At 60.5% G+C, this 16,360-nt stretch carries 15 protein-coding genes; 6 read left to right on the top strand and 9 right to left on the bottom strand.

The window, feature by feature from the left end:
• Window positions 1-32 precede the first annotated feature (32 nt).
• Window positions 33-2,060, top strand: coding sequence for an ATP-binding protein (locus tag CHB90_RS10830; RefSeq protein ID WP_089277887.1), 2,028 nt, complete (start codon window positions 33-35; stop codon window positions 2,058-2,060).
• Window positions 2,061-2,070: 10 nt separating this feature from the next.
• On the opposite strand, the gene CHB90_RS10835 is transcribed toward CHB90_RS10830, so the two are convergent.
• Together CHB90_RS10835 and CHB90_RS10840 are read right to left on the bottom strand one after the other, a co-directional pair.
• Window positions 2,071-3,063, bottom strand: coding sequence for an acyltransferase family protein (locus CHB90_RS10835; protein WP_170941038.1), 993 nt, complete (start codon window positions 3,061-3,063; stop codon window positions 2,071-2,073).
• Entirely contained in the window at window positions 3,060-4,814 is a 1,755-nt protein-coding gene (locus CHB90_RS10840) for an acetolactate synthase 3 large subunit (protein ID WP_089277889.1), read from the bottom strand. The genes CHB90_RS10835 and CHB90_RS10840 overlap by 4 nt, the downstream gene beginning before the upstream one ends.
• Before the next feature lie 653 nt (window positions 4,815-5,467).
• Between CHB90_RS10840 and CHB90_RS10845 the strand changes: the two genes are divergently transcribed.
• Entirely contained in the window at window positions 5,468-5,677 is a 210-nt protein-coding gene (locus CHB90_RS10845; RefSeq protein WP_089277890.1) for a hypothetical protein, read from the top strand.
• A gap of 32 nt (window positions 5,678-5,709) precedes the next feature.
• On the opposite strand, the gene CHB90_RS10850 is transcribed toward CHB90_RS10845, so the two are convergent.
• From CHB90_RS10850 to CHB90_RS10860, 3 genes are read right to left on the bottom strand one after another with little or no spacing between them, the layout of a single operon-like run.
• Window positions 5,710-6,354, bottom strand: coding sequence for a response regulator transcription factor (locus CHB90_RS10850; RefSeq protein ID WP_089277891.1), 645 nt, complete (start codon window positions 6,352-6,354; stop codon window positions 5,710-5,712).
• The gene (locus tag CHB90_RS10855; RefSeq protein ID WP_089277892.1) at window positions 6,351-7,769 is read right to left on the bottom strand and encodes a cache domain-containing protein; all 1,419 of its coding nucleotides are present in this window, start codon (window positions 7,767-7,769) and stop codon (window positions 6,351-6,353) included. Before CHB90_RS10855 ends, CHB90_RS10850 begins: the two co-directional genes overlap by 4 nt.
• A 39-nt stretch (window positions 7,770-7,808) precedes the next feature.
• Window positions 7,809-8,021 carry a DUF6552 family protein gene (locus tag CHB90_RS10860; protein ID WP_089277893.1) on the bottom strand — a complete coding sequence of 71 codons (213 nt, stop codon included), beginning with the start codon at window positions 8,019-8,021 and terminating at the stop codon, window positions 7,809-7,811.
• A gap of 181 nt (window positions 8,022-8,202) precedes the next feature.
• Between CHB90_RS10860 and CHB90_RS10865 the strand changes: the two genes are divergently transcribed.
• From CHB90_RS10865 to CHB90_RS10880, 4 genes are all read left to right on the top strand, one after another.
• Entirely contained in the window at window positions 8,203-9,078 is an 876-nt protein-coding gene (locus CHB90_RS10865; protein WP_245823221.1) for a LysR substrate-binding domain-containing protein, read from the top strand.
• A gap of 190 nt (window positions 9,079-9,268) precedes the next feature.
• On the top strand, window positions 9,269-10,357 hold the full coding sequence (locus CHB90_RS10870; protein ID WP_089277895.1) for a TRAP transporter substrate-binding protein: 1,089 nt from the start codon (window positions 9,269-9,271) through the stop codon (window positions 10,355-10,357).
• Window positions 10,358-10,471: 114 nt separating this feature from the next.
• Window positions 10,472-11,431, top strand: a complete 960-nt coding sequence (locus tag CHB90_RS10875) for a TRAP transporter small permease subunit (protein WP_170941039.1) — start codon at window positions 10,472-10,474, stop codon at window positions 11,429-11,431.
• A 15-nt stretch (window positions 11,432-11,446) separates the two neighbouring features.
• Window positions 11,447-13,807: a TRAP transporter large permease gene (locus CHB90_RS10880; RefSeq protein ID WP_089277896.1), complete on the top strand. Its 2,361-nt coding sequence runs from the start codon at window positions 11,447-11,449 to the stop codon at window positions 13,805-13,807.
• An 80-nt stretch (window positions 13,808-13,887) separates the two neighbouring features.
• Here CHB90_RS10880 and CHB90_RS10885 read toward each other — a convergent pair whose 3' ends face one another.
• The 4 genes from CHB90_RS10885 to CHB90_RS10900 all read right to left on the bottom strand — a co-directional run bounded on the left by CHB90_RS10885 (window position 13,888) and on the right by CHB90_RS10900 (window position 16,206).
• Window positions 13,888-14,124 (bottom strand): hypothetical protein, encoded by a 237-nt coding sequence (locus CHB90_RS10885; protein WP_089277897.1) that lies wholly within the window; start codon window positions 14,122-14,124, stop codon window positions 13,888-13,890.
• Between the two features lie 171 nt (window positions 14,125-14,295).
• Window positions 14,296-15,108 carry an arginyltransferase gene (locus CHB90_RS10890; protein ID WP_089277898.1) on the bottom strand — a complete coding sequence of 271 codons (813 nt, stop codon included), beginning with the start codon at window positions 15,106-15,108 and terminating at the stop codon, window positions 14,296-14,298.
• A 162-nt stretch (window positions 15,109-15,270) separates the two neighbouring features.
• Window positions 15,271-15,714 carry an RDD family protein gene (locus CHB90_RS10895; RefSeq protein WP_089277899.1) on the bottom strand — a complete coding sequence of 148 codons (444 nt, stop codon included), beginning with the start codon at window positions 15,712-15,714 and terminating at the stop codon, window positions 15,271-15,273.
• A 54-nt stretch (window positions 15,715-15,768) separates the two neighbouring features.
• Window positions 15,769-16,206 (bottom strand): DUF2852 domain-containing protein, encoded by a 438-nt coding sequence (locus CHB90_RS10900; RefSeq protein ID WP_089277900.1) that lies wholly within the window; start codon window positions 16,204-16,206, stop codon window positions 15,769-15,771.
• Window positions 16,207-16,360: the final 154 nt, after the last annotated feature.

The following is a 16,360-nucleotide window of genomic DNA, read 5'->3' on the forward strand; positions in this document are numbered from 1 at the left end:
TCGCAATTGTTTCCGGCAACCAGGGGCCACTCATGTCCGAGAGGGAGAAAGACGCCAGAATCTGGTCGGATGTCATCCACCTCATGCCGGCATGGACATGGGAGGCGGACGCCGACTACCGGCTGCGCTATGTCAACATCCGGCATTCCGGGTTGCAGTTGACGGCGCAACAGCTGAACGGCCTGTGCATTCTGGACCAGGCCAGCGCCACGGGTGACGAGGCCGGGCTTGATCGACTGATGGAGGCGCTGCGCGACCAGCGCGAGGTGCGCGGGCTTAGCTATGAACGTGTGATGGTCAATGGCGACCGCGCGGTGCTGATGGACAGCGCAGTGCCGATCTGGACAGTGCAGGGCGTGTTTGCCGGCTATCGCGGGATCACCTTGAACATCAGCGCCGTCATGCGAAAGGCGGATGTGACGGATTCCCTGGTGGCCGGACTGAACAAGCGAACCGTGGCGCTTGAACGGAATCTGGTCAAGAAGGCGCATGAACTGTCCGAGACAAATCACCTGCTGACCGAGATCGTCGAAGGCATGGGGGAGGGGCTGCTTGTGACCTCGGGCACACAGGTCGATGATCCCGACAACCAGGTGCTGCGCGTGAACCCGGCGTACCTCCGGCTTTTTGGTCTTCAGTCCGCCGATGTGCCAGAGGGTATGGCGATGGGCGATCATCTGCACTTTCTGGCCCAGCATGACAAGGTTCCGCGCGATCCGACAGTCCACCGGGAGGTAGAGGATGCGCTGAACAAAGGGCGCAAGGTGTTGATGGAGATTCCGGACTCCGGCCGCAGTTATTACATGCAGGCGTCGTCGCGGCCGATGCTGGGCAATGTGATCGTACACACCGACATCACCGATCTGCGCAACCAGAACGCCGAACTGCGCGCGGCACGGGATGCCGCCAACGTCGCCAATAAGGCGAAGTCATCGTTTCTGGCGAATATGAGCCATGAAATCCGCACTCCCATGAACGGCGTTGTCGGGATGGCGGATCTGTTGGCCGAAACAGACCTCAGCAGCGAACAGGCCAGCTATGTGGCCACGATCCGGGGCGCGGCGCTGGCGCTGACCTCTCTGATCTCTGACATACTTGACTTTTCCAAGGTCGAGGCCGGGCGGCTGGAACTGGAAAAGGTGACGTTTGAGGTTGCAGGGCTGGTCGATGAGATCAGTGAACTGCTGTCGCCCTTGGCGACACAGAAGGAATTGACGTTGCAGTGTCGCATCGACCCGGACGTGCCGCATCTGGTCGAGGGGGATGCGTTGCGGATTCGTCAGATCCTGATGAATCTCATGGGCAACGCGATCAAGTTCACATTGGAGGGAAAGGTGGATTTGCATCTGTCCCGAACATCCGCGCGCGACAATGTTGTTCGGTTCACCCTCACCGACACCGGCATCGGCATTCCTGCGGACCGGCTGGCGGTGATTTTTGATCCGTTCGAACAGGTCCACAAGGGACATGAGCGTCAGTTTGAGGGCACGGGTCTTGGTTTGTCGATCTGCAAACGGCTGGTCTCTGCCATGCAGGGCACCATTTCCGCCCGGTCCGAAGAGGGCAGGGGCACGACCTTTACCGTGGATTTGCCATTGCCGACCGTGGCCTTTTCGACACCCAGCGCCGTACCGGTTTCGACCGACACGATGCGTCTTGACGGGTTGTGCGTCCTGGTGGTCGAGGACAATCGCACCAATCAGGCGGTTGCCCAGAAAATGCTGGAGCGGCGTGGCGCGCAGGTTGTGCTGGCCGACAATGGGCGCCGTGCGCTGGATCTGTACGATCCGCACCGCTTTGCTCTTGTCTTGATGGACTTGTCGATGCCGGAAATGAGCGGTCTGGAGGCAACCCGTCTGATCCGGGAGCGTGAGCAGCAGCGGGGCTGGCCGCACCGACCGATCATCGCCCTGACGGGCAATGCCTTTGACAAGGACCGCGACGACGCGGCGGCGGCGGGCATGGACGGGTTCCTGAGCAAACCCGTGCGACGCGATGCGCTGTTGCTGACCATCGCCGCACATCTCTGCGCCGGGTCGGACCACGCGGCGGCCTCGTGACGGCGTGGCCTCAGAACCCCAGCAACCGGGGCGAGGCAACGGCGCGCACCGTGTAATACAGCACCACCGGACCGATCAACCCGGCCAGTGTGCCAAACGCCAGATGCAGTGTCGGGTCGTCGGTGACTTTGAACAGGACGATGCGCGTGGCGGCGGTGAACAGCGTATGGGCCAGATAGATTGGCATCGACAGTTGGCCCAGCCGCACCAGAAGACGGCCAAGGACACCTAGGCGGGCGTTCAGCATCACGACAAAGCAAAGCGACAACGTCGCGGCAATCACCTGAAAGGCCAATATGTTTTCAGGCAGACCGAAGCTGATGAACTGGACGACGACAAACACCGTCAAGGCCTTGAGCCGGGTAGGCATACCAGAGGGCAGGGGACCGGCCCGCGCCAGCCAGATACCCAACAGGAAGATCCCCAGATGCAGCGCGGCGTTCACCGTCAACGGCCCCAGCGGCAGACCGGGCAAGGACACAACCGCCATGGCCAACAGCGCCAGCGCCAGCCAGACCCAGGTTGGTCTTGGCCGCCCGCCCGGCACGGCAATCACAAGGCCCAACATCTGTATCAGAAACAACGCCCAGAGAAACCACAGGTGGTCCTGCGGCGGTAGAGGCGAGGTGAACAGATCCGCCAGCGCCATTGGGCTGTTGACCGCCCCACCGGCCAGATAGCGGAACGCAGCAAAGACGTAGGTCCACAACAGCAGCGGCCAAAGCAGGCGCAGCGCCTTGTCCCGCGCCCCGCGCAGCAGGGGACGCCGACGGGCAGAGGCTTCGAACGTGACGCCCGACAGAAGAAAGAACAGCGGCATGTGAAAGCTGTAGATCAGCTTTTCGACGGTGTGGAACAGCCGGTCGGCGGGCAGCAAACCTGCCGCCTGCGCCCCCAGCCAGGCATGGCCAAACACGACGAGGACAATGCCCAGCCCTTTGGCCCGGTCCAGCCACAACACCCGGCCCGCCGGGGCGGACCGGGTGAGCGGCGATGGGATCACACCATCACCGCGCCTTTGGCACCGATGGCACCCTTGGTCGAGGCATCGCCCAGCAACATCTTGTTGTGCGGCGCGCCCGAGGGGATCATCGGGAAGCAGTTCTCGTGCTTTTCGACGAGGCAGTCAAAGATCACTGGCCCGTCATAGTCGAGCATCTCCATGATCGCGTCATCCAGATCGGCGGGATCCTTGCAGAGGATGCCCTTGGCGCCAAAGGCCTCGGCCAGCTTGACGAAATCGGGCAGCGCCTCGGACCAGGATTGCGAATACCGCTCACCGTGCAGCAATTCCTGCCATTGGCGCACCATGCCAAGGCGTTCGTTGTTCAGGATGAATTGCTTGACCGGTAGACGGTACTGCACCGCGGTGCCCATCTCCTGCATGTTCATCAACCACGATGCTTCACCGGCGACGTTGATCACCAGAGAGTCCGGGTGCGCGATCTGGACGCCGATAGAGGCAGGCGTGCCGTATCCCATGGTTCCAAGGCCGCCGGATGTCATCCAGCGGTTCGGATCCTCAAAGCCAAGGTATTGCGCCGCCCACATCTGGTGCTGGCCGACCTCGGTGCAGATATAGCGATCGCGGTCCTTGGTCAGCGCCTCAAGCCGCGACAGCGCGTGCTGCGGACGGATCGTGCCTTCGGAGGGTTTGTATTTCAGGCAGTCGACCTTCTTCCACTCCTCGATCTGCTTCCACCAGCGGGCGATTGCCTCACGGTTGACCTTGCGGCCGCGTGCTTTCCACAGGTTCAGCACATCTTCAAGCACATGCGCCACGTCGCCGACAACGGGGAAATCGGTCTTCATCACCTTGTTGATAGAGGACGGATCAATGTCGATATGCGCCTTGCGCGAATTCGGGCTGAAGGCGTCAAGGCGGCCGGTGATCCGGTCGTCGAACCGCGCGCCGATGTTGATCATCAGATCGCAGCCGTGCATCACCAGATTGGCCTCATACAGACCGTGCATGCCCAGCATGCCCAGCCAGTTCTTGCCAGAAGCCGGATACGCGCCAAGACCCATCAACGTCGAGGTGATCGGAAAGCCGGTCGCTTCGACGATTTCGCGCAACAATTGGCTGGCCGCCGGGCCAGAGTTGATCACGCCGCCGCCGGTATAGAACACCGGGCGCTCGGCCATCTCGATCGCTTCGACCAGATGTTCGATCATCTGCATGTCACCCTTGACCTGCGGCTGATAGTGGCTGGTCGCGACCTTTGGGATGCCCTGGTATTGCGAGCTGGCAAACTGGACGTCCTTGGGGATGTCCACGAGCACCGGACCGGGACGGCCCGAGGTGGCAACATGGAACGCCTCATGGATGGTCGACGACAGCCGCGCGGTGTCCTTCACCAGCCAGTTGTGCTTGGTGCAGGGGCGGGTGATGCCGACGGTATCTGCCTCTTGAAAGGCATCCGAGCCGATCATGAATGTCGGAACCTGTCCGGTCAAAACGACAATCGGGATCGAGTCCATCAAGGCATCGGTCAACCCGGTCACTGCATTGGTGGCGCCGGGGCCGGAGGTCACAAGAACGACACCGGGCTTGCCGGTAGAGCGGGCATAGCCCTCTGCCGCGTGAACCGCGCCCTGTTCATGCCGAACAAGGATGTGGCGGATGTCGTTTTGCTGAAACACCTCATCGTAAATCGGTAGTACAGCGCCGCCAGGGTAGCCGAATACCGTGTCCACGCCCTGGTCCTTGAGGGCCTGAACCACCATTTTCGCTCCGGTCATCTGACGTGTCATCGCATGTTCTCCGTTCACGACACTGAAATTTTGCGCACAAAAAAGCCCCCGAGGTTCATTTCGGGGGCGCATGGGGTCCTGATAGGGATTCCGTTACCGGCCCATGCGCCTTGTTCCTACGATTACCACTAGCGTGGACATGCCCGAGGCTCCCTTGCATTGCGCGGGCGACTTTATGGCGGGCGGCACGAGGCGTCAACCGGCGAAGTGGGAGAAAGCAAATTTCGTTTGGCGGGCAGCGCCTTTTCGAAAATTGCTTTTGCGCAGGTGGCGTCGTCTGTTTTTGCGTTCAGTCCCGCGCTATGCATATTTGATGTGCAATTATGCGCATATTGTCGATTGCAAGCCCGGCGAAAGGTCTGGCAATACTGAACCAGTCAGTTCATTTTCTTGTTGAGGCGAGCAATGCTCAGGTCCAGGTCATTTCGAAATTTTTCTTTAATAAAGGCGGCTTGTCTGTCCTTTCTCATCCTTGTCGCGATCGGTCTGCAGCCCGAAAACCCCGGTGCGACAGGGATTGCACATGCCGTTTTGATGCCGGGACACGGCGGGCACTAGACGCATTGCAACATTCGCGCGCGGCATCGTGAGTTGTTTGGGGCCGCAACATCCGCAATGCTGTGCATGAGGTCACAGGAGACGAGGAGATCGTCATGTCCAGAAATATATTTTACCGCGATTTCACGATTTGCAAGGCCGTGGCACTTGTCGCGCTGATGGGAGTGGCCGTGGCGATGGGGGGCGTGCCCAAGGCATCGACCGCCTTTGCCGGTGCAGAGCCCACGGAAGCAGAGGTTATTCCCGCGATGGTTTATAAAGCCTGGGAAGACTGCGTTCCGGTCGGGCCAATGGTCGAACTCTGACAGGCTGACAGGACTCGGCGTGCCTCATTTCTTCAGAAGTTCGCGCCGGTGCCCTGCAAGACGCCGTGTTCCAGCGCATAGCGCATAAGTTCGGCGGTGCTGCTGACGCCCAGCTTGCGGCGGATGTTCTTGCGGTGGGTTTCCACCGTGCGTACCGAAATATCCAAGGCTTCGGCGACCTGCTTATTCGACTTGCCCTGCGCCAGTTGCAACAACACCATCTGTTCGCGGTTTGTCAGTTGCTCGCGGTCCTGCCCGGACGGGGTCAATGCCCCCTCTGCGCCGGGGCAGAGATAGCGATCTCCCGCCATCACCGTGTCGATGGCGCGCTTGATCTCATCGGTCGGCACGTCCTTGAGCACATATCCCCGCGCGCCATGGCTGAGCGCCGTGCTGATGTATTCGCGGGAATCGTGCATCGACAGCACCAGAATGCGCGTCTCGGGTCGCAATTCCAGGATCATCTCGGTGGCGGACAGCCCGCCCAGTCCGGGCATGTTGAGGTCCATCAGAATGACATCGGGCGACAGCTCTTCCAGACGGTCGATCATTGTTTGCCCGTCAGACAGCGTCGCGACCACGTTGATGTCGTCATAGCTTTCAAGGATGGCTTCGATGCCTTCGGCAACCATCGGGTGATCATCGACAACGACGACGCGGGTGGGACGGGGGATCATGCGCGGACCTTGGGTTGTGAGACGGTACCGTCTTCTGGGGGCAGCATGTGGCTGAGCGGCACCTGCGCCTCGATAAGGGTCCCGTCGCGTGAGGACAAGACACGCAAGGTGCCGCCCAGTTGGTCCATCCGTTCCTGCATGTTGCGCAGGCCGATGCCGGGCGTATGCGCGCGGGAATCGCGCAACCCGACGCCATCATCGGCGATCTTCAGCGTGGCCCCGGCACGATGTCCGCGCAGATCGATGCGGACATGGGTGGCGCTTGCGTGGCGTTCCACATTGGTCAGCGCCTCTTGCGCAATGCGGTACATCGCAATCTTGGCGTCCTGATCCAGCCGGTTGCGAAACACCACGGTCGCGAAATGGGTGTCTATCCCGGTGCGGGTCTGAAAATCCTCGGCCAGGGTCTTGATCGCGGGGCCAAGGCCCAGATCGTCCAGCACGCCGGGGCGCAGGTCGCGGCTGATGCGGCGCACCTCCTGAATCGCCAGGCCCAGGTTGTCCGTGCCCTTGGCCAGCGTGTCCGCTGCGCGTGGATCGCCGGAGGCCACGCGCCGCCGCGCCACGTCCAACGCATAGCGCACACCGACAAGGATCTGGCTGATACTGTCATGCAGTTCCCGCGCGACGCGGCCGCGCTCTTCTTCCTGCGTGTCCAGAACCCGCTGGGTGAGTACGCGCAGCTTGGCATCGGCCAGCCGCCGTTCGCGGATATTCAGCACAAGTCCAGAGGCAAAGACCACCAGCAGCGCGGCAAGAGTGATCGCGCCAATATACACGAATGTACGCTGCACCTTGGCCTCTACCTCGGCGCGGGCGGCGGCGACGCTGGCCAGCACATCGTCAATGAACACGCCGGTGCCGACAGCCCAACGCCAACTGGGAAATGAGGTGACATAGGTGATCATGCGGCCCTCTTCGCCGGTTGAGGGTTTCGGCCAGAGGTGATCGACATAGCCCGCCCCCTGACGGGCGATCTCGACGAACTCGCGCACTACATAGGTGCCTTCGCTGTCGGTCAGATCCCATTGGTTGCCGTTGATCAGATCGGTTTGGCGCGGCGACACAAGGTTCTTGCCCTCATAGTCATAGACAAAGAAGAACCCTTCTTCACCATAGATCATCGCCGCGAGGATCTGCATGACCTGTTCCTTGGCGGATTCATTGTCCGGCGCGGCAGAGCCGTAGATGAAATAGAACCCGTTGCGTGCCTGGGTGACATAGTTGCGCAACTCGCGCTTCTTGGCCTCCAGCAACTGCGCCTCCAGTTGTCGGATTTCCTGTTCGGCCATGGCACGCGACTGCTCGGCCACCAGCAGCGCAATGGCCGAGACAGCAAGTACCATTGGGGCCGCCGCAAGAAGAAACAGCTTCTGACGGTAAGACGGACGAAGGCGCTGGATGAGCTTGCGCATAAGCGCAGCAAAGCAGAGTGCGGGGGTATTGAAAAGACCTCAGCCGCGGGTGGCAAGGCCGGTCAGCATTGCGGCCATGGCGACAAGGTGGATCAGGATGATTGCCCGATCGCGCCAGGCAAGACCCACGGCCAGCCAGCCCAGCAGGCCAACCGCAAAAAAGGGCAACGCCCATGTGGCAAAGCCGAACCCGGTCGCGGCATAGCCGCCGATCTGCGCCATGGAGGCGGTCCATTTGACTGTGTCGATCATTGCACCGGTCCTGTGTGCGGCGGGTTGCGTAACATGCACTGAACCCTGTGCACATGTCATCGGCGGCATTTCTACTCTAGTCATGGCGCTATCCTATGTTTGCGTGTTTCCACAGTGAAATATTGGCTATACTTGCCCCCGCACAGGCCAGAACGACTGCCTTGAGATGATAGGAAAACGATTGGCTGACGGACTTCCTCCGCTAAATGCCTTGCGCGCCTTTGAGGCGGCGGGACGGCATCTGAGTTTTGCCGCCGCAGCCCGGGAGCTGCGCGTGACACAAGGGGCTGTGGCGCAGCATGTGCGCGGGATGGAGGCGCGTCTTGCCCTGCGTTTGTTTGATCGGCACGCACGCGGGTTGCGTCTGACCGAAGACGGGCGGCGCTATCATGACCAGATCGCGCGCGCCTTTCGATTGATGGAACAGGCGACGCAGGATCTGCGACCGGGTGGACGCAGCGTCACCATTTCCGTCACGCCTTCGTTTGCATCGAAATGGCTGATACCGACCATGCCGGATTTTTCGGCCCGCCACCCAGAGATCGAATTGCGCGTCCTTGCAACAGAAGCGCTGTCGCGGTTTCGCGCCGATGGGGTGGACATCGCGGTGCGTTTCGGCCGGTCGCAGGCGCTGGCGGGGATGGAGGCGCGCACCTTGTTCACCGGCGAGGCAATCGCCGTCTGCGCGCCGGATCTGCCGGGCGACGGGATGCAGGGGCGGACCTTGCTGCATCATTCTTTGGATCTGTGGCCTGCGTTTTTAGAGACCGTGCTGGGCCAGGCCCACCGCGATCATCTGCCTGGACCCCGGTTCAGCCAGATAACACTGGCCATCGAGGCGGCCATGGCGGGGCAGGGGGTTGCCCTGGCCAGTCGGTTCCTTGTGGCACGCGATATCCGACTTGGTCGGCTGGTTCAGGCGGTGCCCGGCACATTGTCGACCTCACAGAATTATGACGCACTTTGCCCGCGTGAGGATCTGGCAGACCCGTCGCGGCGCCTGGTCTTTGACTGGCTCTGCGCGGCGGCAGAGCGGGAATCGTGTTCTCAGGCGTGAGGCGCGCCACCAGCGGAGCGGCCCCGTTTTGCGCTCACTCAAAAAAGTGGCCGTTTTGGCAAAATATCGCATCTCCTCCGTAGCACTGGGTATTTCTTTGCGCAGACACCCACCCTAGGGTGCGAAGACTTAAATTCGGTCCGCGCGAGGTGGGGAGCCCTGCGCAACTAAAAAAACTGGGAGGTTTTCTATGGATCGCCGTTCTTTCCTTCGTAACTCGACTCTGGGTGCCGGCGCCGCTGCCGCTGCATCGACGCTGGCCGCTCCGGCCTATGCACAGGGCAAGCGGACCCTGACCATGGTCACGTCCTGGCCGCGCGGTTTTGCCGTTCTGGACGACGCGGCCACCTACCTGGAGCAGATGGTTGGCGAGATGTCCGATGGTATGCTGACCATCGACAAGAAAGCCCCGGGTGAACTGGTCGGCGCGCTGGAAGTGTTTGACGCCGTGTCGTCGGGCCAGGCGGACATGTACCACTCGGCTGACTATTACTTCATCAACAACCATCCGGGTTACGCCTATTTCACCGCCGTTCCCTTTGGCGGCACCGCGCAGGAAGTCACCAACTGGTACTACCATGGTGGCGGCGAAGAACTGCACGACGAACTGGGCATGATCTTCAACATGAAGGGCCTGAACGCGGGCAACTCCGGCTCGCAGTCCGGCGGTTGGTTCCGCAACGAAATCAAGTCGGCTGACGACTTCAACGGTCTGAAGTTCCGCATGCCCGGTCTGGGCGGCAAGGTTCTGGGTGAACTGGGTGCGTCGGTGCAGAACATCCCCGGTGGCGAACTGTATCAGGCGCTGTCGTCTGGTGCTCTGGACGGTCTGGAGTGGGTTGGCCCGATGGCCGATGAGCGCGCCGGCTTCCAGGAAGTGGCCAAGATCTATTACACCGCCGGTTTCCACGAGCCGGGCTCTGCCCTGTCCGCCAACGTCAACCTGGACGTCTGGGAAAGCCTGACCGCGCAGCAGCAGGCGATCCTGCGCTATGCGTCGATGGCGACCACGCATTTCCAGTTGGCCGAAACGCTGGCGAACAACGGTGCCGCGCTGGCACGTCTGCAGTCGCAAGGCGTCAAGACGCTGCAGTTCCCCGACGATGTCTGGGATGCCTTCGGTGCCGCGTCCAAGAAGGTCATGGACGAGAACATGGGCGACGAACTGTTCGCCAAGATCCGCAACTCGTTCGAGACCAGCATGGCCAACTCGGCAAGCTGGATCGGCAAGTCGGACGCCTACTACGTCGAACAGCGCGTTCGCGTGCTGGGCGGCTGATCGTTCAGCTTTGAAAACCGAGGCCCTCGCGCGTGACGCGGGGGCTTCTTTTCGTGCTACGTCTGGCGCCGATCAACCCGGGTCAGACGAATCCTACGGGGTGTGGGGGGACTAATGGAAGAAACAGGGCCTGCCGGTTTCGGGCAATTCATGGGAGCGTTGGGGGACGGGATCGTTTGGATCCTGCAAAACCTCGCCATGGCGTTCTACAATCTGGGATATGCGGTGACGCATTCTGCCGACTGGCTGGGCTGGACGGGCGGAATGGAGACGCTGGAACAAAAGCAATCGATGATGCGGCTGGTCTACTACGGCGCGTCGGTTGAATTTTTCTTTGTCGCGTTTGTCTTCTTCCTCGTGATCTTTGCCGTCGGTGTCTGGAAGAATGCCTTTCTCTGGGGCGTGGTCCGGGTGCTGGAGGGCTTTGCCAACACCGTCGGTCGCTTTGCCGCCTGGGCGGGATTGCTGATGGTGCTGCAACAGGTGGTCATCGTCTTTTTGCAACGGATCTTTACCCGGCCGGACATCGTGTTCGGCTTTGGCATCCCGCTGCAGTTCGACATCTCCTGGTATGCCGAAGAGCTGAAGCTTTACAATGCGATGGTGGTCGCGCTGTGCCTGACCTATACCTTTGTGCAGGGTGGTCATGTGCGCGTTGACCTTGTCTATGCCGCCGTATCGCACAGCACCAAGCGGGTGATCGACATGTTCGGTTCACTCTTCTTCATGTTGCCGATGGCAGTGCTGATCTGGATGTTCACATGGACCTTCATGTGGCGTTCGATGATCGTGCCGCCGGTGAACGCCACGGACCAGCTTGACCGGCTTGTGCTTAAGGCTCGCGCGCTGCGCTGGAACGTCGAGACCATCGGCTTTTCGCCCAACGGCTTTAACGGCTACTTTCTGTTCAAGATCCTGATGCTGATCATGATCGGCATGATCTTTGTCCATGCGTGGTCCTTTTTCTATCGCTCCTACCTGGAGTGGATCGAAGGCCCCGAGAGCGACGGCAAATATCTGGACAAAGACGTGATCGAGCAGGGCGAAGAGCCCTACGATCACGCAGAATTCTAAAGGGGCAGTAGGACAATGCTATTCGGATTGGACGGCGTCGAGATCGGCCTGATCATCGTCTTTCTCTCGCTTTTTTCGGCGATCCTCTCGGGCTTTCCAGTGGCTTTTGCCATCGGTGGCGCCGGGGTCATCTCCTTCGGTATCATCGCCGCGCTGGACAGTGCCGGCATACTTATTCACCAGGCAATCGACACAGGGTCAGAGCCGTATTCGGCCCTGCTCGCCTCTGGCGTGCCTGAAAAGGCGATCTCGATCTTCCGGTATCCTGACCTGCCGCGCGTGGCGGCGGATTCGATCTTCCCGGCGGGCGATTACGAAGGCGCGATGAAACGCGTCATCGCGGGCATCACCAACCGGATCAACGAACGGGTCATCGCCGGTCAGTCCATTGAGACGCTGCTGGCGGTGCTGATGTTCGTGCTGATGGGCATCGTGCTGGAACGCTCCAAGATCGCCAACGACCTGTTGACCACCATGGCGCGGGTCTTTGGCCCGCTGCCCGGCGGTCTGGCGGTGTCGATTGTGGTTGTGGGTGCCTTTCTGGCCGCCTCGACCGGGATCGTCGGCGCGACCGTTGTCACCATGGGCTTGCTTGCGCTGCCAACCATGCTGCGCAACAACTATGCGCCGGAACTGGCGACAGGTGTGATTGCGGCCTCTGGTACGCTGGGGCAGATCATTCCGCCCTCCATCGTGATCGTCCTGCTGGGCACGCTTGCCGGGGATCTCTATTCAGCAGCCCAGGAATCGCGCGCGCAGCTTGCGGGCTGTTCCGACGCGCTGACCTATCTGGGCAGCCCGGCGGTGGTGTCTGTCGGCACGTTGTTCCAGGCGGCGCTGCTGCCGGGCATCCTGCTTGCGGTGCTCTACGCGCTGTATGCCTTTGTCTATGCCATGCTGAACCCGTCCAAGGCGCCCGCCGTGGCGATGGGCGATTCCACAGGAGAGCCGGTCACACGCGGCGAGGCGTTTACCTGGTACGTCGGTGTCCCCGTGGCGCTGATTGCGGGCACAATGCTGTTGGCCCAGGTCGGGCTGGTGGGCACGCAGACGACGCAGGTCAACACCTTTACGGAAACGGGCGACACGGCATCGCTGCGCACCAATGTGTCGGACACATGCAAGGCGTCGATGATCGATCTGCACGGCCAAAAGGCCTGGGACACGGCTGTGGCAGAGCAGGCTGAAATCGACGCCGGGGGTGGGACGCAAACCAGCACCCGTCTGTCGCCGGAGGAGATCACTGCGCTTCGGGCCCAAACCATTGAAAATGCGGCACCGATTGGCACCGGCATTGCGATCTTGACCATCATGTTTGGCCTGATCCTGTCGGTGGCACGCGGTGTTTCGCCGTCCGCCAATCCTCTGCCCTTGCAGATCGGTGCGGCCGGCCTGCTTCTGGGGTTGCTGGTCGATATCTTCCTGCTGTCGCCAACCACGTCGTCGATGGGGACGGTGCTGATGATGCTGATCCCTTGGGCCATCACGGTTTATGGATGTTTCCATGCCATGGGCCGCTTGTCCAAGAATGAGCTGTTGCGCGTGGTCTTCCCGCCACTGGTTCTGATTGTAGCAGTACTGGGGTCCATCCTGGGCGGCATCACCAACCCGACGCCCGCGGCGGCGCTGGGGGCGGCAGGGGCCATCATGCTGGCCGCCTATCGCAAGCTGTCCGAAGAGGACAAATCGCCCAAGATCGTGATCTGGTCGACGCTGGCCGTGGTTCTGATGATCCTGACCGGCATCAACTTTGACCTGCGCATCAACACCGAAAGCGTGTCATTCGAAACATGGGTGGCGTTCTTCTTTGCCTATGTCTGCTGGCTGTACGCGCTGTTCGGTCTGCTGTTCAGCTGCTGGGTTCTGTTCCGGTCCGGGGTGCTGACGCCAGCGGTGCGGGAAACGGCCAAGGTGACCTCGATGGTGTTTACCATCCTGATTGCCTCGCAACTGTTGAACCTTGTGGTGATTTCCTTTGGCGGCGAGGAATACATCCAGCAATTCCTGCGCAGCTTCGACGATCCGCGCACGGCCTTTATCATCGTGATGATCATCCTGTTCATCCTGGGCTTCGTGCTGGATTTCCTTGAGATCATCTACATCGTTGTGCCGATTGTGGGGCCGGTGATCTATGGCGCGCATTTCGATCCGAAATGGGTGACAATCATGATCGCGGTGAACCTGCAGACCTCGTTCCTGACGCCGCCCTTCGGCTTTGCGCTGTTCTACCTGCGCGGCGTCGCGCCCAAGGAGGTCACAACCGGCCACATCTATCGTGGCGTGATCCCGTTTGTGTTGATCCAGGTTCTGGGACTGGCCATTCTGGCGCTGTTCCCGGGGATCGTCACCATCGTGCCCTCACTTCTGGGCCGCTGATCGGGGCATCCGGTTTCGACACACCGAAAAGGGCAGGCGTCACAGCCTGCCCTTTTTTTATGCGGCTTTCGGTGAGGGCTTTAGGAGGCTCCGTCAGAGCCGATCATCAATTCCAGAGAGTTCAGGCGCTTTTCCAGGTCTGCCGCAAGGATAAAGGCGGAGGTCGCCGCCGTTGTGTCGGTGTCCCGTGCCAGAACATAGCCGAGATGCTCTAGGACCGCGACGACAAGACCCCGCGCATGCCCAATCTGGCTGTCGGGATCAAGCGACTCGATGCTGGCAAGAAAGGCCGGGAGATATTCTTCTGGTTGCGTCATGTGCTCCGACTAACTTTTTGCGGAGCGGTTGTGGAGAGGGTATTTTGACCTTTCGGTCAATTTTTTAAGTGACGCAACGTCAATAGTGGCGTTCCTTACATCAAGCGCCGACGCGCAGACGCCCACATCAAGCGGGCGCAGCAGGCGTGGCCATCACGGTGGGCGACGCGGTCAGCCGCGCGTATCGGGAAATGAGATATTGGCGACCTGTTCGGCAATCGGATCGGTCGACAGAGGATGCATCTCGGCGTTGAAATCTCCGGCGTTCTCCAGCCGCTCCCACCCATCGCGGCGAAAGATCTCCAGCGCGCTGAATTCCGCCTTGTAGCCCATCTTGTCGCTGCCGGGCACCCAGTAGCCCAGATAGACATAGGGCAGCCCAGCCTCGCGGGCGATCTCGATGTGATCGAGGATCATCCACTTTCCCAATGAGTTGCGCGCCAGATCGGGTTCGTAAAACGAGTAGACCATGGACAGGCCGTCATCCAGCATGTCGGTCAGGCAGGTGGCGATCAGCGCGCCACTGTCGCGGTCAATGTATTCGATCACGCGGCTGCGGATCGGCGTTTCTTCGACCATGGCGGCGAATTCGAAGACGTCCATATCCGCCATGCCGCCATCTGCATGGCGTCTGTCGAGATAGCGCCGGAACAGATCGTATTGTTCCTCTGTCGCCCATGGGCTGGTCGCGCGCCGTTCAAAATGGGCGTTGCGGCGCTGGACGCGGCGTTGGTTGCGCGTGGGTTCAAACCGGGTCACGTCGATCCGGGCCGAAAGACAAGCGGCGCAATCGGCACAGGACGGGCGATAAAGCACGTTCTGCGAGCGGCGAAAGCCCTGCTTTGACAGCGAGTCGTTCAGTTTCTGAGACGATTCGCCCTGAAGAGCAGTGAACAGCTTTCGCTCCATCCGGCCCTCCAGATACGGGCAGGGCTGGGGGGCTGTGACGTAGAACTGTGGAGCTAGCGGCAGCGAGTGGCGCATCGGACCTGAATACCTCGGCAATTTAATGAAAAGGTAACAATGATCCCGACTGTCGCCAAGTCCTACAACGCAACAGGCCCCGCACCGGCGGGGCCTTTCCTAAATCATGGTAAATGGGGCCGCTGGCGGGGAAAATTCGGCGGATCTGATGCTTCTGTTGCCTCAGAAGCGACGGTTGAGCGCGACAGTCCCCAAAAGCATGTCATGCAGGCCCTGGCCACGTTCAGTGACGAACATCATCACGATGGAGCCAAGTTGCAGAATCACTGTCGAGGAAATCACCGTATACCCCAGGGTATGCAAAAAGGCCTCACCGCCATCCAGCCGTGCGCCATGGGCATTGCGAAATTCGATCGACATCAGACGCATTCCCGGCGTCGAGGATCCGCCCGCAATGAACATCCAGCGGTAGATAAAGCCGATGACAAGAAACATCAGCGGCAGGATGAACAGCCCGACAATTGAAAACACGGAAATGGGCAGGGTGATCAGTGCAATGAGCACGGTGTCGACCACCCAGGCAAGACCGCGCTTGACGGTCACGCCCTCGTAAAACGCGACCTGACGTTCGGGATCGGGCAGGTGGGACATAGGCTCGGAATACATTTTTTGCTCCTGGCTGAGAAGAGGACTGACGCCCCCGGAGGGGCGTCGGTTTGGTCAGGCGTTTTCCGGTTCTTCCGCCTCGGAACGGGCGCGGCGTGCACGGTCATCCATGAACTGGTCGAATTCGGTCTTGTCCTTTGCTTCGCGCAGACGTTCCAGAAACTCCTGAAAGGCCTCTTGTTCAGATTCGAGGCGGCGCAGCGTCTCTGTCTTGTATGCGTCAAAAGCGCGGTTGCCCGAGGGTTTCATTGCCGCCCATGCGGCCTTGCGGCCTTCGTGGTGGCGTCCGTTGGTGCGGCAGGATTTCGAAAACATGCGTTTGCTCCAGATCATGTAGGCAAGAAAAGCAAGGCCAACAGGCCAGAAGAAGACGAACCCGAGAACCATGGCCGCGATCCAGGCACCTTTGCCCTTGTGATCCAGCCATGCCTCGGCCCGTGCAAGCCAGCCAGCGTTGGCGGGCAGGTGGGACGTATATGCGGCGGTGGTCATGTGTCTCTCCGTTCGGTGTGTGATGTGAATGCCTTTCACATTGAAACAGATCGGAATTGCAAACGCGCCTTTCAAGGGGCGATGTGAAGGTAATTTACATTTTCCGGAAGATGTGTTTGTTTTCCGATAGTTGCGCAGATTGGGGCGCTGCCCC

This window comes from Antarctobacter heliothermus, from assembly GCF_900188425.1.
Classification (GTDB): domain Bacteria; phylum Pseudomonadota; class Alphaproteobacteria; order Rhodobacterales; family Rhodobacteraceae; genus Antarctobacter; species Antarctobacter heliothermus.